The sequence below is a fragment of the Ruegeria sp. HKCCD6428 genome (assembly GCF_013110595.1).
GTDB lineage: Bacteria > Pseudomonadota > Alphaproteobacteria > Rhodobacterales > Rhodobacteraceae > Ruegeria.
The window spans coordinates 43,805-65,942 of sequence record NZ_WVQX01000014.1 but is presented as its reverse complement, the minus strand read 5'-3'; the positions used below and the strand labels follow the sequence as shown (position 1 = coordinate 65,942).

The following is a 22,138-nucleotide window of genomic DNA, read 5'->3' as shown; positions in this document are numbered from 1 at the left end:
TCCTTTGCTTCCCAACTTCATTCGACCGGCGTTGAAAATTCCGGCACGCGCTTGAGGGCTTCGACCATGTCCGCGCTCGTCATCAGTTCGATGAACGTGTAGTCTTTCAGAACCCCTTGGCTCAGACGCGAAATATACATGGCCTGAACCATGCCCGGATCGTCCGGGAAGCGGACGGTGATGTAGTTCTTGCCATCGGCCAGTCCCCAGAAATAACTGATCATCTCACCGCCCATTGCGGCGAGGGCAGCGCCCATGTCCTTTTCCCGGTCGGTCGGATTGTCGATCATGATTTGCCAGGCATCGGGGTTTGGTTCCCCGATCCCCAGGTAGTATCGGCTATGAGACTCCTCCGCCGCTGCTCCGGAAAAACCAATCCCAACTGCGCAAAGAGTTACTGCGATTGCCTTGTTCATTGATCGCTCCCCTGTTCAGGATCGACGGCGCAAGGCGCAGGGGTCAATTTTCCGCATACTCTGCTCATTCGAGTGTATTCTTGTAGAAGACGCCGTCTTTCATGATCACGCGAATGGTCTCGAACCCTCGATCACGCGCAGGTGCATCAAACCACTTCGGATTTGCTCCAAGAACCGATAGGTCCTCCAGCGGGTTTCCGTCGACGATCAGGATGTCTGCATAGGCCCCTTCTTCGATCACACCCAGCTTATTGGGATAGGGGTTCCGCCGCCCTGACAGTTGCGCCAACTCACCCCCTGTTGATGTGGCCGCGACCAGGAAAGCGTGGTTCCCCAGCAATTCAGCGAAATAGTGCTTCTCAAAGTCCCGGTGTGCGCGGCCAAACCCAATAGTGGACAGCACGGTGTCGACGTTATGCACGATCTTGGGCTTGTATTTTTTGATGTACTCAATGACGTTTTCTGACCCGACCAGATATTCTTCCAGTTTTGGTTTCACCGTCGGCATCGAGAAATTCGGATGGTCGAGCAGCGCGGGATCCATGCCTGCAACATTCAAGGCCCAGAAGATACCTTCATCCGCAATGCGTTTGACGGTCTCCTCGCTCACCATTTGAGCGTGCTCCAGTGACTTGACGCCTGCGTCGAGAGCCATTGAGACCGTTTCGTCCGTATAGGCATGGACTGTCACATAGGTATCAAAGAAGGACGCAGCCTCAACGGCTGTCGCAATCTCATCAACGTTGTAGGCAACGGACCAAAGCGGATCGAGTTCGGATGACACGCCGCCACCGGCCATCAGTTTCAGGAAACTCGCCCCGTGCGCGAAGTTAAGCCGCGATGCCTTCCGGATTTCCTCGGGACCATCAGCAATATAAGACAGGTTGAACGTATTGGCGACGTCGTCCGATCCCATGTTGAAGGTTCGCTGCTCGGGGTTTCGCCAGTCGCCATGCCCGGATGTCGGGCCGATGGCCGCACCTGACGCATAGATGCGTGGCCCGTCTACAATCCCCTTGTCGATCAGTTCACGCAGACCTGATCCCATTCCGCCGGTATCCCGCACCGTGGTGTAACCGTCGTAGAGATAGTCGCGGGCATTTTCAGCCGCGGTGGCCCCGATCTGATCCCATTTGGCGGCCTGAAGGCCCGAGAAGGATTGCACGAGCCCTGTCGCGTAGAGATGCACGTGACTGTCAATCAACCCTGGCATCAGCGTGCGACCACCCCCGTCAACAAGCGTTGCGTCGGGCGCATCAATACCGTCGGTCGAGACTGTCTTTATGAGATTGCCTTCAACCAGAACATTCGCGTTTTCGATCCGCTCTTCACTAATTCCGTCAAAGATATGCACATTGGTGAACAAGGTTTGCGGGAGCGCGTCCTGCGCCAACGCACCGCTTGCTGCCAAGGAAACAAATCCAGCGATTGCTGTCAGTGAGGCCAGTGTTTTCACGTGTCAGTACTCCCATTTGTCAAACTAAGGGGGCGCGGGATGCCGAGGTAAATTCACCCCGCGCGACACTCAATCGAGTGTATTCTTGTAGATCACGCCATCTTTCATGATCAGGTCGATGTTGTTGGTGTAGTCGACCAGTATCCCGGCATCCTCGACCGGGTTTCCTTCAACAAGCAGTAGATCGGCATATGCGCCTTGTTCGATCACGCCCAGCGGGCCTGCTGTGTAGGGATTGAGTTTTCCTGACAGTGCCAGAAGTGCGGCCGATTTTGACGTCGCCTGTTGCAGGATTTCGTGCGAAGTCCACGCCTCCAGCCGGTATTTGAATTCATCGTTTTGCTTGGTCAGCGCGACGGGATCGCCGATAATGTCGGTGGAGAAAGCCACATTCTCGATCCCGAAATCTTTGATCAACTGCATCTGCTTTCGCGCACCCGCTTGCACGCTGAGGAACTTTTCGGCGGACCCAGGCCCAAGTGCAGTAACAATGGTTTGCTCGTCGATCCCCAGAAGAGAATAGAACGGAACGATCCAGGCATCCGCGTCTTTGATCGCTTGCGCACCGACTTCGGTCATCAGTTGTCCATGTTCAATGCTGATCACACCTGCCTCAATTGAGCGAACAATAGATTCGTCCGTATAGGCGTGAACCATCACATAGGTTCCCCAATCGGCAGCGGCCCGGACAGACGCCTCAAGCTCTTCCGGCAGACCTTGAACGGTGTGTAGGGGATCAACCTGAGAGGATACCCCACCGCCAGCCATGACTTTGATCTGGACAGCGCCAAGGCGCAGGGCTTCGCGGGTCGCGCGCAGTGTTTCCGGCACGCCGTCGGCCAGAAACTCCAGATGCTGGTTAAAGAAAGATGGTTGCGCCCCCATGAAATTGGGATGGGGCTCGGTGTAGACGCGATGCTCTCCATGCCCTGAGGTTTGCGAGATTACTGGCCCAGAGGCGTAGATACGCGGGCCAACGGCCTTACCCCGATCAATCGCTTTTTGAAGACCAATTGCCGGGCCGCCCGCGTCCCGAACGGTTGTGAAACCACGCAAGAGCATTTTCTCGGCCTCAATCGTGGAGACTGCACCCCAGTACATCCAGTCGAAGTTATCGCGCAGGTCCGCCACCGGTTCGGTGACCGTCATATGTACATGTGCGTCGATCAGGCCCGGCATCAGGGTTCGACCACCACCGTCAATGATCTGTGCATTGGCGACGGCCAGTGGTTCCGCTGATACGTCTGCGATCAGGTTGTCCACGACCAGAACGTTTGCGTTCTCAATTCGCTGTTCATCGACACCGTTAAACACGTGCACGTTGGTAAATAGGATCGGAAAGCTTTCTTCCTGCGCAAAACCTTGGCCCGCGATTACCAGGCTTGCAGAAAAGGCTGTCGTGGCCACCAGGTGTTTGAGTTTCGGTGTCATTGAGGCCCTCCAAATACGAATCACAGATGTATGTTTCTGAATATGATTTTAGAGTGATTGCCGGATTTTGCCTGACAGTATGGCGGGCTGCGCCAAATTGATTTGGCATTCTGCATGCTTTTGGCGCCTTTTTGTGTGTTTTCTGTCTTTCTGTCGTTACCTTCATGATATTTGAGGGCGACATGGGCGTATTTGAGCAAAACACAAAGAAGGCCTTGCCGCTGGTTCGGGCATCGGTTGCTGCACCCGTCGTAGCTGCTTTGCGTGGTGCCGGTGTTGAACCGGCTGTTGTTCTGGACCCTCTGGGCGTGAGCGAAGCTCAGGTGATGGATCGCCAAAACTTCCTGCCACACGAGACGATTTATAAAATCCATCAAGCCGCTGCTGATGCAACATCGCCGGACTTCTGCGCGCAAGTTGGTCAATCAATCGACCTTGTTAGGTTTTTGCCGCTTGGTGACATATTGGCCGAGGCGTTGACGCTAGGTGACTTCTTTACGCGCTACACTCAAGCCGTCTCGAAAGAATCCAACGCGGTCACACAGTCTATGCTTGTGGAAGGCGAGCACGCTTATTTCAGTGCCAAGCGGAATTTCAAGTTTTCAGTTTCGCCGGGACAGACCGACGCATTTCTGGCGAGCATCTGGATATCATTACTGCACCGGGTTCTGGATTTTAGGTGGGACCCGAGCCAGATCATCTTACGGGTCAGCGAACCTGACGTGCTGCCCAAGCATTTTCATGGTGTCCAAGCCATCAAGTGTAGCCCTCAGGGCTTTTCGATCCGGTTTCCTTCACCCTGGCTGAGCCATCAATTGATCCCGGAAATATTGGAGAACCCGTCAGACCTTCCTGTCACTGACCCTGACTTTGCGGCACCGCAAGATTTCCTGGCCGGGCTTCAGAGCCTGATCCGAACTCACCTCGGCGAGCCGGGATTTGGTGTAGACGAACTGGCACGCCTATGTGGTTTCCACCGGGAGACATTGAACAATCGGCTGGCCTCTTACGGGCAATCAGCCTCTCAGGTCATATCTGGCGTCAAACTGGAAGAAGCAAAGAAGCTGCTGGGTCCGGCAGAGAAGTCCGTTGGTGAGACCGCACTGCGACTTGGCTACGCAGACCCCACTGCGTTTTCTAGGGCCTTCCGAAAATGGTCTGGAATGTCGCCGTCGGCTTATAGGAATTTGGTGAAAGGGCGGGCCTGACCAACTCGGCGCCAGTGCTGATCGAGGTTTCTGTGCTCATAACAAGACTGTACCAAATAGTGGTCTTGATGCTCGGCAAGAAGATCGCTGAACTATTCCCAAGTAGTTGCCAGTAACCTTGCAACGTTCTTATTGGGGTTGAATTTCGTTTATCGAAGTGCACTTTTGATTGAGAAATAACCCTTTTAGTTGACTGGTTAGCAGGGCAACTACCAAAAAATGAGAGAGCTCTTTCTACAGTGCAAAGTTATGGGCAAATCGTGCAAACTTATGCGCAAATACCGCGCAAAATTATAGGTGACGACGCCCAGATTTTCTGAATAAAATCAATGATAAGAATGCAGCGTTATGCGCGTCCCTACATAATGTTGTAGCAAGTTCCTATGCCGAACAGACCTGCGAATGAAGTCGGATGAACAGCTTTATCTGACTGGTCCCTTGAAATTCTGGACTGATCATTCCACATCATGTGCCATGAACAAAGAAACCCTTCCAATTGCCGACGTCAAGTCGCCCGCAGGCCCGGGTAGGCCTCGTGCTTTTGACGAAGCCGATGCTTTGGAAAAAGCCTTGTGCGTATTTTGGCACAAGGGCTACGAGGCCGCGTCGGTGGACGATCTGACCAAGGCCATGGGTTTGAGCCGTTCCAGCTTCTATGGAACCTTCGGAAACAAGCAGGCATTGTTTCGCAAAGCCCTCAGCCACTATTCAAGACGTGGTTTGAAAGCTTTGCGCGACGTCGCGGACGCGGGCGGAGATGACCCCGTCGGCGCGATAATGGAAGCCTTGGCGAATCCGCAAGGAGGTCGTGACGGCTGCATGCTGATCAACTGCCTTACCGAGCTTGCCCCGCATGATGATGAAGTGGCCGATCTCGGGCGCCAACATTTGGAGAGCATTGACAAAATTATTGCGGAAGCGCTTGAGCCTTCAGATCCGGGTCTGGCGCTCGACAGGGCGCGCGCCTATGCCTCCCTTGCCATTGGCACGCTAGCCTTGCGTAAGGCGGGCGTTCCCGCTGAGCAGATATCGCAAACCCTGAAACAAGCCCGGTTGGTGATTTCGCCATAAGGTCTCCCGCCACCATAACGAAATGAAACCTAACACAAACTCAAACAAGAGACAGTGAGCGCAATATTGGACTAGTTGGTCCAATAATATCTGAACGAAGTTTACGAAAGAAGGAAGCAGCAATGGCTGATGAAAAACTGTTCTCGGGCATCAAAGCTGGTGCAATCGAGCTGAAGAACCGCATTGTCATGGCGCCACTGACCCGTAACCGGGCAAGAGCTGAGGATGACAGTGTCCATGAATTGCAGGCCGAGTACTACGCGCAGAGGGCATCTGCTGGTCTGATCATCACGGAAGCATCGCAAATCTCGCCCCAAGGCAAAGGCTATGCCTGGACGCCCGGCATTTATTCCAAATCGCAAATCGACGGCTGGAAAAAAGTGACTGAGGCAGTCCATGCCAAAGACGGGAAGATCGTAATCCAGCTTTGGCATGTGGGTCGGATTTCGCATTACAGCTTGCAGGAGGGTGGTGAAGCCCCTGTTGGGCCATCCGCAATTGGCGCTAAGGCCAAGACGTTTGATGGTGAGCAGTTTGTTGAAACTTCTGACCCGCGGGCTCTGGCCATCGAAGAAATTGCTGACATCGTTGTGGACTACCGGAGGGCCGCGGAAAACGCCAAAGAGGCTGGTTTCGATGGTGTAGAGGTCCATGCAGCCAACGGATACCTTATCGATCAGTTCCTGCGCGACGGGTCGAACAAGCGTGAAGACGAATACGGTGGTCCTGTTGAGAATAGAGCGCGATTCTTGAAAAAGGTGATGGACGCTGTTGTCGACGTGTGGGGCGCCGACCGCGTTGGTGTTCGCCTCAGCCCGTTCTCGGACGCAAACAACATTTCCGACAGCGACCCACAGGCGACGTTCTCGCATGCGATCAAATTGTTGAATAGCTACGGGTTGGCCTATCTCCATCTCGTAGAAGGGCAGACCGGCGGCCCGCGCGATATTCCTGAAGGTGGTGACCTAAAGGCGCTCTATGAACTGTTTGACGGAGTTAAAATGGGCAACAACGCTTATGACCGAGACATGGCGATTGAAGCGGTCGAGACCGGCGCCGTCGATCTGGTGGCCTTTGGTCGGCCGTTTATTTCCAACCCGGATCTTGTCAACCGGCTGGAGAAAGACGCCGTACTGAATGAGCTCGATCCAACCACTCTCTACGGCGGCAATGAAAAAGGGTATACCGATTATCCGGCACTGGAAGAGGAAGCAGTCGCCGCAGAGTGATACATCGCTCTTAACCCCTTAGCGACGGGCTATACCAAGCAAAGTGAGCGCGCCGGCTTGGGCGCGCTCACCCAGCAACTATGGAGATCTCTATTCTTAAGGCGAGGGCCTATCACCAGCCTGCAAATGAACTGCTGCCATATGATCAGGGTTGAATGTATCCAATCAGGATGCATCCTTGATTGAGGGGCGCCCGGTTTTAGTTGAGGAAGAAGTGCGGTGACTACAATCAATTGAGCGCATTTCTCGAGCCGCGCATTGTCGCAAGTAAATCGTGCAAAATAGTTCAGTCTTTTGGCGTAGTCTTTGCGGTTACGGCCCCTTGCGTTGCTGAATCCCGCAAAGGTCCTCCTTAGGAACCTTGGGTTCTATGCAGCCTTTCTTGCTTGGACTTTCGCAAATGTCTCCGATGCGCAGAAAGCGGGCTGTGCAAAGCCGTCCGGATCCGTCAAATCTTGCAATCTTCAATGGCTTTCAACGCTGTAAAGCCTTCGGACCAAGACCAATCATTCGAGTTCAACGTCGCATTGTACCTCTGAATGTGACATCAAGGATTGACCCTAGAACACTTTGCATCGGCTGCGATACGACGTGTTTGATCAGTATCTAGTCAGAGTATCAAGTATCGCTTGCCGCGTTGCGTCATCATTGTGGAAGATCCTGCCGGCGAGAAACTCCGATGGAAACTCAGGCCACGTTTTGCGCATTTCAGTGACCAGTCGTTGTGCTTCTTGCGAATGTCCCAGCTGATCCTGCGCAACGGCCTGGAATAGGAGCGACGGAGCACTTACGGGCGCACCGGCAGCGGGCGCGCCTTGAAATGCTTCGACAACCTTTTCGTAATTCCCGAGCATAAGCTGCGATACACCCCAAATATTACGTGCGCCAAAGCGGCCCGATCCTGACCTTAGTCTTTCGGGATTGCTAACCTCGGCAGCAAGTTCCGGTGCGCTAGCCAGGATGGCAGTGATGCCGACAAGATCCAGGATATGACCATCATTCGGAGCAAGTTCGACGGACATTCTTGCATATTTCTTAGCCTCGACTGGATTATTTTGGGCAGCCAATACCCAACCATTTGCGCCGTTTGCCCAGGCATCTGTCGGAGACAGGTCAAGCGCCCTTCCCGACATCTCCGAAGCCTTGCTGATGAGGTCATCTCTTAGCGCTGTGTCCGGGGCCAAAATAGCCAAAGTCGCCAGAACTTGTGCCGATCCGGCGTAGCCATCGGAAAGTGCCGGGTCCAACTCTGTGGCATGTTGGAACATTCCCAATGCTATTTGCTGTCGTTTGACATCGAAAACAGGAAAAAACATGCCTCTGGCCTGATCCGCAAGGTTGGCCGCCTGAAGTCTCGTCAAGGACTGCTCACCAAGGGCTGCTCTTTCAGCCTGTCCTAGGGATTGGGTTGGGGGCAAAACCACATTGCTATCTTGAGCCAGCCAAAAGCCAAGTCCAGCAATCAATACAAGACAACCCAGTCCAAGCGGCAGCATTTTTTTCAAACGCGGATGTTCTGCTAGCACATCGCTACTCGGTACCTCTGAGGCGTCGTATGCTGTCGTATTTTTTTGCGAAAACCGTGGCTTGTATCCACCCGGATCAACAAAAATGCGAACCCCTTTGCCGTTCCATTGATCTTCGTAAAACTCATGAAGCAGTCGACGCAGCCGTCTGGCTTCAACGCGAACGAGATTTCGGCCACCGGTGCCATCAATACTTCGACCGTAAACTTCGACTGCGATTGCTTTGCCACGGATTTGGGCGCCGCGACCAGCGAGAGTTTCTTCGACCACGTAAGTAATAAATTGCTGGAGTCGCGGCGAAGCCTGGAACGCGACGCTTGAAACAACGCTCTGAAGTGCCTGTCGGACAAGCTCCGGCGATGGCGGTGCAATATCTTGATCTATCGGCAATTCATTAGCTTGGTTCAAAGCAAACTCACCCCCAACTCACGGTGACTCACTTGGCCTGCATCGTCAACCGCACTCATCTTGATCTGAGAATAGATAGTGGGAACCATGGATAATCCAGTGACTTGGGAACTGAGTGACGAGCTTCCAGAGCTTTCCGATGCGCTCTCAGGGTTTAACGAAACGGATGCGTTGCTCAGCGAGGCAATCGAAGACCTGAAGAAAGTATCGGCACTGTTGGATGACACATCGATACCAGCCCCAGAGCGCGCGGAATGGACCCACATCAAATCTGAGCTGATCAACGAGCTTCGCCGGATGGTGAAGCGAAGCCTTCGCAACACTTCTAACTGAGGACTGGTCCATGACTAAGGAAGACACTGGGAAAGACCTGGACAACAAACAGGGGCAACCAACAGAGCAAATCGAAGACCCGTCGCGGCGGAGTGTTCTAAAGGGCTTGGCCACTGGAGCGGCCGCGACAGGGGCAGCTGGGTTTGCGGCAGGAAGTGCCGAGGCCCACGAAGGAGACGGCCCCCTGGGAGAAACACTCAAGAACCCATATGGCGGTCGACCCGCAGGCGGCATATCATTGCCAGAGTACTTCCGCCCGACGAAGTACATGACCGGTTCAAACGCGAACTATTTTCCACTGAGTGAGGAGTTGGGGCCAGATGAGATGCGCATCTCATTCTGTGGTTCAACACCGTATCCACCGCGCGAAGATCAGGCGGGTACTTGTATCATGGTGGAGTTGGGGAATGGAAAGCGGTTCTTTTTCGATTTTGGATCCGGTTGTGTCCGCAACATCATTGCCATGCAAGTACCTGGGCAACTGATCAACGACATCTTCATCTCTCACCTGCATGTCGACCACTACGCCGATATTCCCTATATTTACCCATTCCGTGCCTGGTCGGGTGGTTACACACCGCTGCGCATTCACGGTCCCTCTGGTCGGACACCCGAGCTTGGCACAGCCGGAATGGTCAAAGGCATGCAACAGATGCTCAAATGGCATCTGGAGGCCTTTGATGTGTTCCCGATTGGGGACGGCTACGAGATCGAGGTCAACGAATTCGATTTCCGTCAGGAAGGCGGCATCGTTTATGACGAAGATGGCGTGACTGTTCGGTCCTGGCCACGAAGCCACGCCAAGGACGGTGCGGTTGGCTATCGGCTCGATTGGAACGGGCTGAGCTTTGTATGGACCGGCGATGGTCGCCCGGATGAGCTTTCACGAAAATACGGCGAAGGTGTTGATGTCTTTGTAACCGAAATGTCGGGACAGGATATTGGTCAGCTGATGACCTACAAATATGGTATCCCACAGGATCTCTTTAACTACACCATCGATACGCACCATACCTCTCACTATGCCGTGGGTAAGCTCTTTGCTGACGCAAGGCCGCGTTTGGGAATGGTGACGCACTATACTCAGGACGAAGACATCGACGCTGAAATGCTGGCTGGAATTCGCGCCCACTATGACGGTCTGTTCCAATGGGGTCTCGATGTAGCCGTTGTAAACGTGACCAAGGATGCAATCTGGTACAGGAAAGCTGCACTGCCCGGAAAATCCGGTACCGTTCCGCCATTCCGCGAACTGGCTGCGGCAGCTGAGGCCGGACGTATTGAGCTTCCGGATGAAATCACACTACCGAACCCGAGGCTCACCCGAGCAGATCAGCAAGATCAGAAGTACAGAGATATGGAGATTGATCCACGCGAGTACTACCCAACTGACGTTTTCCGAGCACCCGGCGGGGACTGGCCGCAGGACTTTACCATCAAAGTTTCGGATGTAATCGGCACGCGTGATGAAGACTGAAAGGAGATCGAACGATGATTGAATTTGGTTCGACTTCTGCGATCCCCGTCACGATCCTTACCGGCTTTCTAGGAGCCGGTAAGACAACACTTTTGAACCGCATCCTGACAGGCAATCACGGGTTGCGGGTTGCGGTTCTGGTGAATGACTTTGGATCAATAAACGTTGACGCTGACTTAGTAGTCGGTCTCGAAGATGATGTGATGAGTCTGGCAAATGGCTGCGTTTGCTGCTCGATCCGAGATGATCTGATCGAAACGGTGGAAGCCGTTCTCGCCCGGCCTGAGAAACCGGAATACATCGTCCTTGAAGCAAGCGGAGTGTCGGACCCGTCATCAATTGCGATGACATTCACCGATCAGAAGTTTCGGGACATGATCCGCTTGGACAGCCTCATGTGCCTGGTCGATGCGGAACAGCTATTTTCTGCGCCGGAGCAAATGGAACTGAAGCTCCGTCAAATCGCGTTCTCGGACATGGTTATTTTGAACAAGGTCGACCTCGTCGACAGGGCGGCTGTTCAAAGGGTGCACGATTGGCTTGGGTCTCGCTTCCGTCGATATCGCCTGGTCGAAGCTGTCAATGCCGACGTCCCACTGGATATACTTCTTTCCGTTGGTCGCTTTGCCGCCGAACAGCTCGAAACAGCGATACCCGATCATCACGAACACGGACCAGATTGTGGTTGCCGCCACTCTGATCACTCGGACAGTTTCTCAACAACCATGATGAAAGCTGAACGCCCGATAAGCCTATCTTCTCTCCGGAACGCAATTCGGAAGCTTCCGGGCGATGTCTATCGCCTCAAGGGTTTTGTTTTTAGCGAGGAAGACCCGGATCATCGCATTCTCGTTCAGGTCGTTGGAAAACGTATGGACATCGCAAGGGATGCGGCATGGGGCCACCGAAAACGCGAAACAAGGCTTGTTGCAATAGGTGCACCGGGAGCCCTTTCGGAATACGAGCTTTCCGATGCGTTGTTGGCGACCGTATAGCGGCAAGTTCAACCAAACTTGCTTGCGTGTGCTTCTCAAAGTCCAACTCGTAACTGCTCGTAAGCCCGCAGCGCCGAGGATCAAATGCAGCGCCGAGGACCAAATAAGAAGAAACACCTGATTGCAGATACAGATTAGGGAATTCGTTCAAGCGATCACATGGCCCACACCTGCCACTGCGTTTGTATTATCGGGCACGGTTGCATGCGCGCAGGACGTCTCAGGTCCAGAACTTGACGATGCAGCCCCGGAACCCGGATTGCCGAGTACAGCCGGAGGACAAGATGCCGAGTTGTTTTCTGCTTTCCACGGGCCCGAGGCGTTACCTCGGGTCGCAAATCTCCTTTTCTGGGGTTCTAGGGGCAAAGACAGGATGCCTATATTTTTCAACCGAGGAAAATCTGGAAGCCATGCAGCGGGTGACGTCAGTGTTTTAACAAAGTCAGGCGAGGTCGGAACAAAGCACTGCGCGTCAGTGTTGCACGCCAATGTTCCCGGTGAATTGCGTGCGGCGCTTCTCATCAGGGACTTTGGGAGCGATTCCGACGATCCACCCGTGGCAGTCGAAGTTATTGGCCACCTGCATTTCATCGAGGCCGCACTTGATCTCCGAGGCGCGATTGTAGCCGTAACTTCGAAAGCAATTATTGGCTGAACCACGATAGGCAAAAGGCATTAATCTGATCCAAGACACCCGCCGAGGCGTATTTATCAAGTACCTCTTAACAAGGAGAAAAGAATGCTTCCACCCAGCATTATCGCTGCGACCCTTGGGTTTTTCGCAGCCACTTCGCTTCAAGCTGGTGTTCAAATTCGCTTCGTAGAGGGCGCACCAAAGGATCGTTTTGTTCTGACAAATGTCGGAACTTGCGACGTCGTAGCCTCGACCGTCAAAATTGACTTGTCGCAATCTGCAGGACGCTTGATTTTCGACGTTACCGAAAAAGGCGCGGGCGTAGAGGTTTTTCAACCTCTCGAATTCGTTGAAGGTGCTGATGCACTGCGTCAGTTTCCTTCGGTCGTCGACGGGTAAAATACAATTGAACTTGAGATCACCTCCCTCGCGGCAGGGGAACAACTCGCTTTTACCATCGATGTAGATGACACCATTGGGCAACGCGAAATCACTGTTTCTGGGTCGGAGATCGAGGGCGCCATGGTGTCATATACTGCCTCGGATGAGACCAATACTGCGACCTTCTCTTCCGAAGCGTTCGTCAACGTGATGACCAAGGATTGCTGAGAGCTGCCCGGCAATGTCGAACTGGTTGATCCGCATAGCATTTCTTGCTCTCATGCTCGGAGGCGGCATCCTGATCGGGATACTAACCGCACCCGGTGATTGGTATGCGCAACTTTCTAAACCTGCTTTCAATCCACCAAATTGGATTTTTGGCCCGGTTTGGACGGCGCTTTATGTTTTGATCGCGATGGCGGGCTGGCGCCAGTTCGAAGCAGACCGGAGCTCGGCCGCCATGAAGTTGTGGTGGGCGCAGATGGGGCTGAACTTTTTGTGGTCACCAACCTTTTTCGTACTGCAAATGCCGTGGGTTGCCTTTGTGGTCATTGTTGCGTTGCTGGCTGTCATCTTCGTGTTCATCGCTCGGGTGAGGAACTCGGATCCAGTCTCCGCGCTGGCCTTCCTGCCGTATTGTGCATGGGTCGCATTTGCCACGGCGCTTAATCTTTCTATTGCGATACTGAACTGAGAAGGAACAACATGCGTGCCAACTTCTTTGGGCTTTTTTCGGGGCTTGTTATGCTCGGATCTACAATGGCACAGGCTGATGAAAACCTTGCTGAGGACTTTTCCAAGTCTCCGGAGACGCGTTGGGACTATGTTGCGGACACAGTCATGGGAGGCGTCTCTTCAGGGAAAGTGCAGTTTCGTAAGGAAGGTGATGTCGCATTCGCGCATCTGACCGGAACCGTTAGTACAAAAAACAACGGCGGCTTCATCCAGTTTCGACACAAGTTGCCTGATCGGCCCGATGCGGGCGTATCGGGCGTAAGGCTGTTGGTCCGGGGTAACGGCGAGCAATACTTTGTTCACCTCAGGACACGTGGCACCGTGCTTCCTTGGCAATACTACCAGGCCGAGTTTCCAACTTCAGAAGACTGGACCGAAGTCTCTTTGCCTTTGTCAGCCTTCAAGGCTTCAGGTGCCATGTTGCGCGCTATTCCCGTCGCTGACGAAATCACCTCGGTTGGAGTTGTAGCCTATGGGCGCGATCACGAGGCCCGTGTGGATGTCAGCGAGATTGGGTTTTACTGAAGGTCGCCCGGGCGATGGCCAGAAATACGTCTGGGCGTCCCCCTTTCGGTGTAGCCGCGCCCCCAAAAAGGGCGACATGCCATCAGATTATTTGTCAAAAAGACCTAAAGCTGCGACCCAATTGGCAAAATACTCAGGAAACCGGAAACTATGTGATCCCAGGCTGATCCTGTCGGCTCGGATTCATATTCAAGGACGTTGCCATCATCATCTCTTGTCGTCCATCTAAGCTGGCCAGCTTGCTCGAGTGTGACGTGATATGTGTATGCGGGCAGCGCGTCGTCTAAGGCACCCATCGTCTGTGCAGTCAATGCTGGCGAGTCAATCAGAATTCCCATCTCGGTGTTGATGTTGACAGACCGGGGGTCCCAGTTGAACGACCCTACGAACAAGTATCGGTCATCAACCGCAAATGCCTTGGAGTGTAGGCCTGATCGCGATTGAGCCCAGTTAATCCCGCGGCGTTGAACTTGATAGGCGTCGGGTCGCAGTTCGTAGAGTTCTACTCCACCGCGTAAAAGTGCTCGGCGTTTTTTAGCGTAGTGTGCGTAAACGGGTGCGACGTCGTTAGATGCAAGTGAATTGGTTACGACCTTTACGTCGACCCCGCGCCTCTCGAGTTCGGTCAACCATTTCACACCGTTGTTGCGCGGCACAAAATAGGCGGACACGATATTCACCTCACTGCGGGCATTTTCAAAATACGGAAGCAATTGAGACGCCAGAACGGGGTCTGAACTATCCAGACCCGCAGCTTTTGAAGGCGGATCGGCATATAGTTTCGCAGGCAGCCAATCCAGTGACAGGGCTCCATCTGCGAAGTTCTCTTGTGCTGACTTTCTGAGGGCGGCGCCGTACTGCGTTTGCTTCGCTTCTTCGACCAGTTCCTTCAACCTGCCTCGCGCATCGCTAAGGTCAAATTCTTCGGATTCCCCAACGACCGCACGCGCCGGAACTGCGAACTCGCTGTTCCAGTAAGAGTCAAAGCTACGCGACACCTCGCGCACAACGGGGCCTGCGGCCAGCACATCCAGATCAGCGTAGTTCATTTCTTGCCGTGCCAGAAAGTACTCGGCACCGATGTTTCTTCCACCCACAATCGTGAACACATTGTCTGCCGTCATGGACTTGTTGTGCATTCTTCGATTGATGCGTTTGAAATCTGTGATACCCGCAATCAAAAGGCTCTGATCCCGCCAAAATGGATTGAATAGCCTGATCTCAATATTTTTGTGATTGTCCAACGCGGCCGTCATCGCGTCATAGCTGGACGTGTCCATGTCATCCAGCAACAATCGGACACGAACACCCCGATCTGCTGCCTGCAAAAGACTGGCTGCAAAAAGGTGACCTGTTGGGTCGTTGTGCAGAAGGTAGTATTGCGCGTCTATCGTTCGCTCGGCAGCAGCCGCCAAAAGCAGCCGTGAAACAAGCGCTTCTTCTCCATCACTGATCAGCTTGATGCCTGACCGACCGTCTTTGGGGTCCCCAAGGCGATTGGCCGCCTGGCCAAGAGCCGTGCCCGAATTCGCCGGCAGCGCAGCCGATGCTGTCTTTTCATATGTACGGGATTTTGGAGCGCAAGCGACAAGAAACAGCGCGCAAGAAACCACAATCACGAACTTCCATTGCGCCATAGGCTTCCTCCAACCGTATGCCCTAGGTGACTACGCCGGACCATGCGATTGCAAGTTTGTTCTATGACGCCTGAGGTTGTTTCGTTTGTAAGTGTTGATTTCGCATACCAGCAATGGCGGAATTGTCAGTCTGATGCCGGGCGACGGTTTGATGGCTCTTTTTGGAGTTCCGCAGCCGCCGCCGAACTCTGCGCAAAGCTCAGTGTAGGAAGGGTATGAAATGCATAACACGATTGAGATGTAAGTTCACGCACGGCGCTCAGAAGGGAAAAGTGACCTGAAAATCAGCATCGGAATAGCGACTGGCGAAGTCGTCGCGGGCTATGCCGGTACGGATAATTGGGCGACGTATACTTGTATCGGATCGACCGTAAACCTTGCTGCTAACCTTGGGACAGAGACGCACAAAACCGGAAGCCTTTAATTGATTGATCAAGAAATCTTCGATCTGTCGGTGGCGGCATATGTGTTGGACACATTTGGTGGAGCCATGATCAAGGGTTTCTCCGATCCATTCGGCATCCATGCGCTATGACCAATCGAGCGACCTCAAAGAATGGCTGAAATACTTGAAGTATTCGACGCAGTTTATGAGGACTTAGAGCGTAAAGCAGAACAGTCAGCAAGTTCGGACTATTGGTCAGGTGCGTACCAAATTGGCGAAGTGTATGCGCGTTCCTGCGCTGTCAATGGGACATTGTCTGGCATTTGTATTCCAAACTTAACGGCATCATACGCCGTCCAGCGGGGTGTCGGAATTTCAATCACTCGGGCGTAGTAAAACGCGCTTTCTAACGGATCAAAGTCGGGATCCTGCCACACGGTTCCTAACTCAGAAGCACCTATCGTGTTGGTCCACGAGGGGATTGAAAGGTTAACTGTGGTGCCTACGGATGGCAGCTTACCAGCGGCATCTGGTTCGCGGGAACCGGACCAGGCCACATCATAGACTTTTTCCCGTTGCTCTCCATCTGCATCTAACCAACCCTTTATGATCTGGATTCGATCCAAGTTTGCTCCCATCGGATCACGAAGCGCGTATACCAGAAAAGTAGGAGAGCCTTCCCCGGGGCCAAGATCGCCACCCATCGGCACACCTTTGGTGTATCCCACAAGCGCCAAGTCCCGCCGCAAGGCATCCTCTTCGGTAAAAGTATATCCACCGAACATACGGACGCGCATTCGGGGACCTGTTGTTGCGTAAGTTTCACGCCGATGCATCGCATCCCAGATGGCTGTGCGGGAATTCTCCTCGGCCCATACTGCTGTCAGACCGCCGGTAATATATTGCGACGACCGCAGCGCAACCGTCCCGTCAGCATACGTCTTGCTGACATGTTGGCTCCGTTCTTCGCTGGGCTCGTAGCCGGTAAATTTTCCGAAGAAATTGTCGTTGTCAGGGGCGGTCAAACCTGTGTGCGTGTCACTGGCTCCACCCAAACCAAACTTGAAAGGGTTCACCCCAAAAACTTTTTGAAGCGACAGGCCGCGAAGCAACCCGGATCGGGCATATTCGCCGGGCAGCATATCCGCCTCTTTTCGAACCGAAGCATCAAGGTTACCGAAGTCCCACGTTTCGAAGTCAGCAAATTCATCATCAGGTGAAAGGAACGGGTGGGCCTCACCGTCCCCCTTTATCTGGGTTGGTTCATATAGCCTTTCCCATTTGTTTCGCGCTTCTGCGTATGCGGGATCTAACGGCACCCCGTCTGCGAAATCGTCAACGAGCGGGAACATCCAGCCGTTCGATAAGTTTCCATTGTGCGGAATAGCAAGCACACGCCCGCCGGTTGTTTGCTCATAGTTTTCCAACCACTTCCAAAGATCACGAGGGTTTGGTGAGCCTACCGGGGGCGTCGTTGTATAAGGCAGTATCTGCCTTGTGAGCTCAGGGCCGTCGCGAAATATCACGTTGCGGTGCAAATTGTTCCCTGCAACCAGAGATGTCCATTCATAGGCTATGAAGGTGCTGAACACGCCGGGGTCATTGTACTCCTCCGCGGCATCAATAATGTCGTCCCAAACACGGGCGTAAGCGGGATTGCCGGGTTGATAGTTCAGCGCAGGGGAAACCTGTCCTTGAGCAAATGCCGCGGTAAGCTCAAGCGCAGCTGCCAAGGCGGCTTCCCCACCTTTGTTGAATTCCTCGTGGAAATATCTGCCTTGCTCATCCGCCAGGATGTTGGGTGCACCCCCAATTATGTCGGTGATTGCTCCCATCGCATCCGAATGGTCTGTAATCATGAAGAAATCGAGAGGTATCGAAAGTTTTACTGGTTGACCCGTATTAGAGATTACCTCTTCGCCACGCGCAAACCGATAAGCATCTCGCGGCATCAGGCGTGTCCCGCCGCCGCCAGCGTCCCCGGAAAGACCGGTATGAACGTGGGTGTCTCCAAAATAGACTTGAGTTGGATACGCACGCTCAGCGTAAGGTGAATAAGGGCGACCAGAAGGTCCAGAAAGCCCAGACGGGTTTATTGCATCCTGAGCAAGGATTGGGTTCCCCAAAATGAGAGCGAGGGGTAAAACATAGCGAAACAACTTTTCCTCCATAATTGGAGGCATCATAACACAACTCCGGTACGGAGTATTTCCGGCCGAGAATAAATGTCTTCTGCACTTGAGGAGTAGACCCTCGGTGAACTTCACCAAATGGCTGCAACGAGCCGGGCGCAGCAAATTATCCCGTGGTCCTAGCGGTTTAATGAACTTTCGAAGAGCCGTCCAAGTGGTTCAAAGGCTGTTGAGCCGATGCTTCTCGAGTATCCCACAAAGCATAGTCTTGGCTTGGAGCCTGTGTTCTCGATGGCGTTCACGCGCCACATCCGGCCGACCTTCACTTATCGCTTGGAAAACAACACGATGATCCTCATTGGATTTGACTGGTAGCGGCCTGATAAACAGTGTCGTTGCGCGTGCGCGACGAACCTGGTCGCTCATCATGGCCACAATCGCTTCGACCCGTTTGTTGCCACCTAAACGCACGAGTTCCTGATGAAACAGCTCATCGGCCTCTGCCCAGGCTTCAAGGTCTTCGGCGTCGATAGCTTGGTCCATCTTTGCAATCGATCCAGCAAGTACCGACAGTTCATCATCTGAATAACCTGCTTCGGCTGCGCGCTGTGCTGCGAGGCTCTCGAGTTCCGTCAATATGTCGTAAATTTCACGCATATCATCTGATGAAACAGGCAGTATCCGCACACCCTTGCGGGGCCGCATTTCCAGCAACCCCTTACTTTCCAACATCAGCGCAGCTTCTCGTATCGGGGTGCGGGACATGCCAAGGGTTTCGGCGAGTTCCGACTCCAGATGGTCAGTCCCGGCTGCAAGTTCGCCGGATAGGATCATCCGCCGCAAATCCCTTACAGCGCGTTGTGTATTGGAAAGAGTTTTTGCGTCCTGATCCTTCACGGCGTCTCCAGGTTGATCTTTCGTCCCTCCGCAGCCGAGAGATAGATTTTCTCTTCTATGCGGATCACATCCAAATATTCTCGGGCCGTGTTTTCCAACAGCGTGCCCCGTAGAAGGCCCGAAATGACGTGACTTTGCAAGGCGTGGACACAGTCTCCTCCAAATCCTTCGTGATCGCTCGGAGGTAGAATCTGCTGTCGCTCCTGTTTTCCAAAAGCGCGCAGTTCAACTGAACCGTCGCCGTTAAGAACCAGCGATCCTTTCGTTCCTTCAATAAGCGCTTCGCCCATGGTTTGGCGCAGGTTTTCGGCACTGTGATCAAGGCACCTGTTCCCGTCGAACAGAGCTTTCAAGCCGTTGGGGTGATCAAACAAGATGTAACCTGCATCCTCGCCTGCGATAACGGGGTTCACTCGACGCAGGTCGGCATAAACCGCGCTGGGCGCATTAAACAGAAACCGGAACGTGTCTACCCAGTGAACCGCTGTTTCATGAACGAGGAAACGCGGCATGTCCTGAAAGTAGGGCTGCCGGTCAAGATAGGCGCGTGGTCCCTGTCCGTCGCCGGGCCGAAGCCGGAAAGTCGCTTGTAGAGGCGTTCCAATTCGACCTTCAGCCATCGCTTCCTTGATTGCGCGGTACCAAGGCTGGAAGCGAAAGTTCTCGTGTACGACAATCGTTGCGCCAACCTCATCTGCTTCGGAAACAACCTCCTCCGCTTCACCCAGAGACAAGCAAAATGGCTTTTGGCAGATCAGCCACTTGATACCAAACCGCAGTGCCGTGCGGATGGCCTCGGCCTGCGCCACAGGAGGAAGGATGATGTCCACGAGATCTGGTTCTTCTGCCTCCAACATTTTCGACAGATCATCATAAGCCGCCAGCCCTGTTTCCCTCGCTTTTTTGATATCACGGTTGCAGGATGCAACTGGAGCAGCGCCAGGCATTCTTGACCAGCTTTCGTAGTGGAACTTGCTGAAGTATCCCGCACCTACACACGCGACCCGAATGGCTTCTTTAGTACTCATGCCGGCAATGCTTCCAATACCGCTGAGGCCGCTTCCTGAGTTCCAGCTTTGCCGCCCAAGTCTCGCGTCAGGTTTTGACCGTTCGCCACCACCTTTTCTACGGCCTCGCGCAATCGAGCGCCGTCGCTGGACAGTTCCGGGTGATCATGGGTCAAACCCAACCATTCAAGCATCATTGCCGCGGACAGGAACATTGCAAAAGGGTTGGCAACACCCTGTCCCGCAATGTCCGGAGCGGAGCCGTGGCAGGGTTGGAACACGGCGTGGTTCAATCCGATATCTGCTGAAGGAGCCAGTCCAAGACCGCCCATAAGACCTGCACCAAGGTCAGAGAGGATATCTCCGAACATATTCTCAGTTACCAAAACATCGAATTCCCAAGGCTTCTGGACCATCCAGAGGGCGGTCGCATCAACATAAGCATGGTCTGCTTGTAAATCGGGATGGCGTGCGGCCTCGGCGTCAAAGATTGATCTGAAGAATGCAAAGGCGCGGAATACATTGGCTTTGTCGACACAGGTTACTCGTCCCGGGCCGCGACCGGACGCCTTGCGGTTGTTGGCGAGATCAAACGCAAAGCGGAATAGCTTTTCGGATACCTCGCGGGTGATCAGCAGGGTTTCACGCGCCTCATCTTCCGTGACTTCGCCCGTTCCTTGGGTGAAGAACAACCCTTCGGTGCTTTCACGGATCAAGACAAAGTCGATCTCTTTTCCGGGAGGCAGCGCCAAGGGGGTCATTTGTCCGCTGCTTACCTTTACCGGACGCACGCCAGCAAAAAGGCCAAGCTGCTTTCGCAGGTCTATCTGAGGAGAAATCTCGGTTCCGTCAGGATATCGAACATCCGGTAAACCCATTGCTGACAGCAGAATCGCGTCGGCCTTGCGTGCAGTTTCGAGTGATCCTGTTGGGAAAGATTCTCCAGTTTTGGCGTAGTGGCCTGCGCCTGCTGGTGCGTCTGTAAACGCCAGCTCGTAGGTCGGATTGCCGCGCGAGAGATGGCGCAAAATTTCAAGCGTAGGCGCCATAATTTCCGGGCCGATCCCGTCCCCGTGGAAAACCGCGATATCGTAAGTCTTTTTCATTTTGGCCCGCTTCCTTCCCGTTTTGCATTCATAGCGCGATAGCAGCTTCCACTACAGTCCGTTGACAATGCATTCTTTAATGTATACGCAAATAAATGCAACAATAAACGCGAAGTTGTTTTGGGAGGACTTGGAAATGAAACTAAAGCTAGGGCGGTTAGCGGCTGCAGCCGTGATGGCGACCGGGATCGCAGGGGCAACTGCCGCGCAGGATTATCCCTATCGTGATATCACCACAGCTGTGGTCTGGGGGGCCGGTGGCGGCACGGACACGATTAACCGAATGATCATGGCCGAAATGGAAAAACACCTTCCGGTCTCGATCAATGTGATCAATCAAACAGGTGGGGTCGCAGGCTCCAACGGCATGGTCTATGTCATGAACCAACCAGACGATGGTTATACATTGGTCGGGCTGTCAGAATCGAATGTCACGGCCGCTGTGCAGGGGGGGTGGGACAAGAAATTTGATTTTTGGTATCCGTTTATTGTCGGCGGATCGCCTGATCTGATCTCGGTTCCAGCGGACAGCCCTTACAATACGCTGGAAGAACTGGTCGACGCAGCCAAAGCTGCTCCGGGTACTATTCCAGCAGCGGCGTCCGGTGCAGGTTCGATCCACCACTTGAACCTTCTGGCCATCGAAAAAGGGTCCGGTGCGGAATTCAAATTTGTTCCATACAAAGGCTCAGCACCCGGGCAGGAAGCGGCGATAGCGGGTGAAGTTGCGTTGGTTGTGACTTCACTGGCTGAACAGGCCCCGTTGATCGAGGGTGGCCAATTGAAACCGCTTGCGATGTTGACGCCCGAAGATGCGCAGATTGCTGGCACAACAGTGCCATCTGCCTTTGGCATCTATGACGGGCTCGACCAGTATCTGCCGCTCAAACAGGCCATCGGGTTTGCAGTTCACAGTTCAGCCGGAGATGACGTAAAGGCTGCGCTTGGCGATGCGTTCGAGCAGGCGATTGCGTCCGACACCGTCGCTGAATGGGCTGCGGCAAACAACTACGATGTCGGCGGTCAGCACGGCGAAGAAGCTCAAGAATTGTTTGCGAACCTTGAGGCTACCTTTGCCTATACCTTGCAGGACCTTGGTGCTGCCACTGTCGATCCGGCCTCGCTGGGTATCGAGAAGCCCTAATCCGA

20 protein-coding genes and 1 pseudogene are annotated in these 22,138 nt (G+C 53.7%); 11 read left to right on the top strand and 10 right to left on the bottom strand.

The window, feature by feature from the left end; all coding sequences use genetic code 11:
* Positions 1-17: 17 nt before the first annotated feature.
* The 3 genes from GS620_RS21035 to GS620_RS21025 all read right to left on the bottom strand — a co-directional run bounded on the left by GS620_RS21035 (position 18) and on the right by GS620_RS21025 (position 3,303).
* The gene (locus tag GS620_RS21035) at positions 18-416 is read right to left on the bottom strand and encodes a hypothetical protein (protein ID WP_171206956.1); all 399 of its coding nucleotides are present in this window, start codon (positions 414-416) and stop codon (positions 18-20) included.
* Between the two features lie 64 nt (positions 417-480).
* Positions 481-1,872, bottom strand: coding sequence for an amidohydrolase family protein (locus GS620_RS21030; RefSeq protein ID WP_171617643.1), 1,392 nt, complete (start codon positions 1,870-1,872; stop codon positions 481-483).
* 69 nt (positions 1,873-1,941) lie between these two features.
* Positions 1,942-3,303, bottom strand: coding sequence for an amidohydrolase family protein (locus tag GS620_RS21025; RefSeq protein WP_171617642.1), 1,362 nt, complete (start codon positions 3,301-3,303; stop codon positions 1,942-1,944).
* Positions 3,304-3,467: 164 nt separating this feature from the next.
* On the opposite strand from GS620_RS21025, the gene GS620_RS21020 reads away from it, so the two are divergent.
* The 3 genes from GS620_RS21020 (at position 3,468) to GS620_RS21010 (ending at position 6,811) form a co-directional block, all read left to right on the top strand.
* Positions 3,468-4,511: a helix-turn-helix domain-containing protein gene (locus GS620_RS21020; RefSeq protein ID WP_371809835.1), complete on the top strand. Its 1,044-nt coding sequence runs from the start codon at positions 3,468-3,470 to the stop codon at positions 4,509-4,511.
* A gap of 474 nt (positions 4,512-4,985) precedes the next feature.
* Positions 4,986-5,582 carry a TetR/AcrR family transcriptional regulator gene (locus GS620_RS21015; protein WP_171617640.1) on the top strand — a complete coding sequence of 199 codons (597 nt, stop codon included), beginning with the start codon at positions 4,986-4,988 and terminating at the stop codon, positions 5,580-5,582.
* A gap of 122 nt (positions 5,583-5,704) precedes the next feature.
* Positions 5,705-6,811 carry an alkene reductase gene (locus GS620_RS21010; protein WP_171617639.1) on the top strand — a complete coding sequence of 369 codons (1,107 nt, stop codon included), beginning with the start codon at positions 5,705-5,707 and terminating at the stop codon, positions 6,809-6,811.
* Between the two features lie 599 nt (positions 6,812-7,410).
* Here the strand turns inward: GS620_RS21010 and GS620_RS21005 are convergent.
* Positions 7,411-8,745: a hypothetical protein gene (locus GS620_RS21005; RefSeq protein WP_171617638.1), complete on the bottom strand. Its 1,335-nt coding sequence runs from the start codon at positions 8,743-8,745 to the stop codon at positions 7,411-7,413.
* A gap of 99 nt (positions 8,746-8,844) precedes the next feature.
* On the opposite strand from GS620_RS21005, the gene GS620_RS21000 reads away from it, so the two are divergent.
* From GS620_RS21000 to GS620_RS20990, 3 genes are read left to right on the top strand one after another with little or no spacing between them, the layout of a single operon-like run.
* Positions 8,845-9,078: a hypothetical protein gene (locus tag GS620_RS21000; protein ID WP_171617637.1), complete on the top strand. Its 234-nt coding sequence runs from the start codon at positions 8,845-8,847 to the stop codon at positions 9,076-9,078.
* Between the two features lie 10 nt (positions 9,079-9,088).
* Positions 9,089-10,555, top strand: coding sequence for a guanitoxin biosynthesis MBL fold metallo-hydrolase GntH (gene gntH / locus GS620_RS20995; RefSeq protein WP_216597984.1), 1,467 nt, complete (start codon positions 9,089-9,091; stop codon positions 10,553-10,555).
* A gap of 14 nt (positions 10,556-10,569) precedes the next feature.
* Positions 10,570-11,550: a GTP-binding protein gene (locus tag GS620_RS20990; RefSeq protein WP_171171733.1), complete on the top strand. Its 981-nt coding sequence runs from the start codon at positions 10,570-10,572 to the stop codon at positions 11,548-11,550.
* 472 nt (positions 11,551-12,022) lie between these two features.
* Here GS620_RS20990 and GS620_RS20985 read toward each other — a convergent pair whose 3' ends face one another.
* Positions 12,023-12,226 carry a hypothetical protein gene (locus GS620_RS20985; protein WP_171171731.1) on the bottom strand — a complete coding sequence of 68 codons (204 nt, stop codon included), beginning with the start codon at positions 12,224-12,226 and terminating at the stop codon, positions 12,023-12,025.
* Positions 12,227-12,289: 63 nt separating this feature from the next.
* On the opposite strand from GS620_RS20985, the gene GS620_RS20980 reads away from it, so the two are divergent.
* The 3 genes from GS620_RS20980 (at position 12,290) to GS620_RS20970 (ending at position 13,825) form a co-directional block, all read left to right on the top strand.
* A complete protein-coding gene (locus tag GS620_RS20980; RefSeq protein ID WP_171171729.1) occupies positions 12,290-12,583 on the top strand; it encodes a hypothetical protein in 294 nt (97 codons plus the stop codon).
* A gap of 223 nt (positions 12,584-12,806) precedes the next feature.
* On the top strand, positions 12,807-13,259 hold the full coding sequence (locus tag GS620_RS20975; RefSeq protein ID WP_171171727.1) for a TspO/MBR family protein: 453 nt from the start codon (positions 12,807-12,809) through the stop codon (positions 13,257-13,259).
* A 50-nt stretch (positions 13,260-13,309) separates the two neighbouring features.
* A complete protein-coding gene (locus GS620_RS20970) occupies positions 13,310-13,825 on the top strand; it encodes a CIA30 family protein (protein ID WP_253284012.1) in 516 nt (171 codons plus the stop codon).
* Between the two features lie 104 nt (positions 13,826-13,929).
* Here the strand turns inward: GS620_RS20970 and GS620_RS20965 are convergent, their stop codons facing one another.
* Positions 13,930-15,462 carry a phospholipase D family protein gene (locus GS620_RS20965; protein ID WP_171617636.1) on the bottom strand — a complete coding sequence of 511 codons (1,533 nt, stop codon included), beginning with the start codon at positions 15,460-15,462 and terminating at the stop codon, positions 13,930-13,932.
* A gap of 271 nt (positions 15,463-15,733) precedes the next feature.
* On the opposite strand from GS620_RS20965, the pseudogene GS620_RS22360 reads away from it, so the two are divergent.
* Positions 15,734-15,886, top strand: a pseudogene (locus GS620_RS22360) (adenylate/guanylate cyclase domain-containing protein); the annotation flags it as partial.
* 209 nt (positions 15,887-16,095) lie between these two features.
* On the opposite strand, the gene GS620_RS20955 reads toward GS620_RS22360, so the two are convergent.
* The 4 genes from GS620_RS20955 to GS620_RS20940 form a co-directional block, all read right to left on the bottom strand.
* Positions 16,096-18,033: a DUF3604 domain-containing protein gene (locus GS620_RS20955; protein ID WP_171617635.1), complete on the bottom strand. Its 1,938-nt coding sequence runs from the start codon at positions 18,031-18,033 to the stop codon at positions 16,096-16,098.
* Between the two features lie 165 nt (positions 18,034-18,198).
* Entirely contained in the window at positions 18,199-18,876 is a 678-nt protein-coding gene (locus GS620_RS22355; protein WP_171120699.1) for a GntR family transcriptional regulator, read from the bottom strand.
* Positions 18,873-19,904 carry a Gfo/Idh/MocA family protein gene (locus GS620_RS20945; RefSeq protein WP_171206346.1) on the bottom strand — a complete coding sequence of 344 codons (1,032 nt, stop codon included), beginning with the start codon at positions 19,902-19,904 and terminating at the stop codon, positions 18,873-18,875. The genes GS620_RS22355 and GS620_RS20945 overlap by 4 nt, the downstream gene beginning before the upstream one ends.
* Positions 19,901-20,989 (bottom strand): isocitrate/isopropylmalate dehydrogenase family protein, encoded by a 1,089-nt coding sequence (locus tag GS620_RS20940; RefSeq protein ID WP_171617634.1) that lies wholly within the window; start codon positions 20,987-20,989, stop codon positions 19,901-19,903. Before GS620_RS20940 ends, GS620_RS20945 begins: the two co-directional genes overlap by 4 nt.
* Before the next feature lie 136 nt (positions 20,990-21,125).
* On the opposite strand from GS620_RS20940, the gene GS620_RS20935 reads away from it, so the two are divergent.
* Positions 21,126-22,133, top strand: coding sequence for a tripartite tricarboxylate transporter substrate binding protein (locus GS620_RS20935; RefSeq protein ID WP_152456629.1), 1,008 nt, complete (start codon positions 21,126-21,128; stop codon positions 22,131-22,133).
* The last annotated feature ends 5 nt before the right edge of the window (positions 22,134-22,138 follow it).

Coding starts and splice junctions, on each gene's coding strand:
- GS620_RS21035 (WP_171206956.1), bottom strand. CDS start 416: ATGAACAAGGCAATCGCAGTAACTCTTTGCGCAGTTGGGATTGGTTTT.
- GS620_RS21010 (WP_171617639.1), top strand. CDS start 5,705: ATGGCTGATGAAAAACTGTTCTCGGGCATCAAAGCTGGTGCAATCGAG.
- GS620_RS20965 (WP_171617636.1), bottom strand. CDS start 15,462: ATGGCGCAATGGAAGTTCGTGATTGTGGTTTCTTGCGCGCTGTTTCTT.
- GS620_RS20980 (WP_171171729.1), top strand. CDS start 12,290: ATGCTTCCACCCAGCATTATCGCTGCGACCCTTGGGTTTTTCGCAGCC.
- GS620_RS20940 (WP_171617634.1), bottom strand. CDS start 20,989: ATGAAAAAGACTTACGATATCGCGGTTTTCCACGGGGACGGGATCGGC.
- GS620_RS20990 (WP_171171733.1), top strand. CDS start 10,570: ATGATTGAATTTGGTTCGACTTCTGCGATCCCCGTCACGATCCTTACC.
- GS620_RS21025 (WP_171617642.1), bottom strand. CDS start 3,303: ATGACACCGAAACTCAAACACCTGGTGGCCACGACAGCCTTTTCTGCA.
- GS620_RS21020 (WP_371809835.1), top strand. CDS start 3,468: ATGATATTTGAGGGCGACATGGGCGTATTTGAGCAAAACACAAAGAAG.
- gntH (WP_216597984.1), top strand. CDS start 9,089: ATGACTAAGGAAGACACTGGGAAAGACCTGGACAACAAACAGGGGCAA.
- GS620_RS20955 (WP_171617635.1), bottom strand. CDS start 18,033: ATGATGCCTCCAATTATGGAGGAAAAGTTGTTTCGCTATGTTTTACCC.
- GS620_RS20935 (WP_152456629.1), top strand. CDS start 21,126: ATGAAACTAAAGCTAGGGCGGTTAGCGGCTGCAGCCGTGATGGCGACC.
- GS620_RS21015 (WP_171617640.1), top strand. CDS start 4,986: ATGAACAAAGAAACCCTTCCAATTGCCGACGTCAAGTCGCCCGCAGGC.
- GS620_RS20985 (WP_171171731.1), bottom strand. CDS start 12,226: ATGCCTTTTGCCTATCGTGGTTCAGCCAATAATTGCTTTCGAAGTTAC.
- GS620_RS20970 (WP_253284012.1), top strand. CDS start 13,310: ATGCTCGGATCTACAATGGCACAGGCTGATGAAAACCTTGCTGAGGAC.
- GS620_RS20945 (WP_171206346.1), bottom strand. CDS start 19,904: ATGAGTACTAAAGAAGCCATTCGGGTCGCGTGTGTAGGTGCGGGATAC.
- GS620_RS20975 (WP_171171727.1), top strand. CDS start 12,807: ATGTCGAACTGGTTGATCCGCATAGCATTTCTTGCTCTCATGCTCGGA.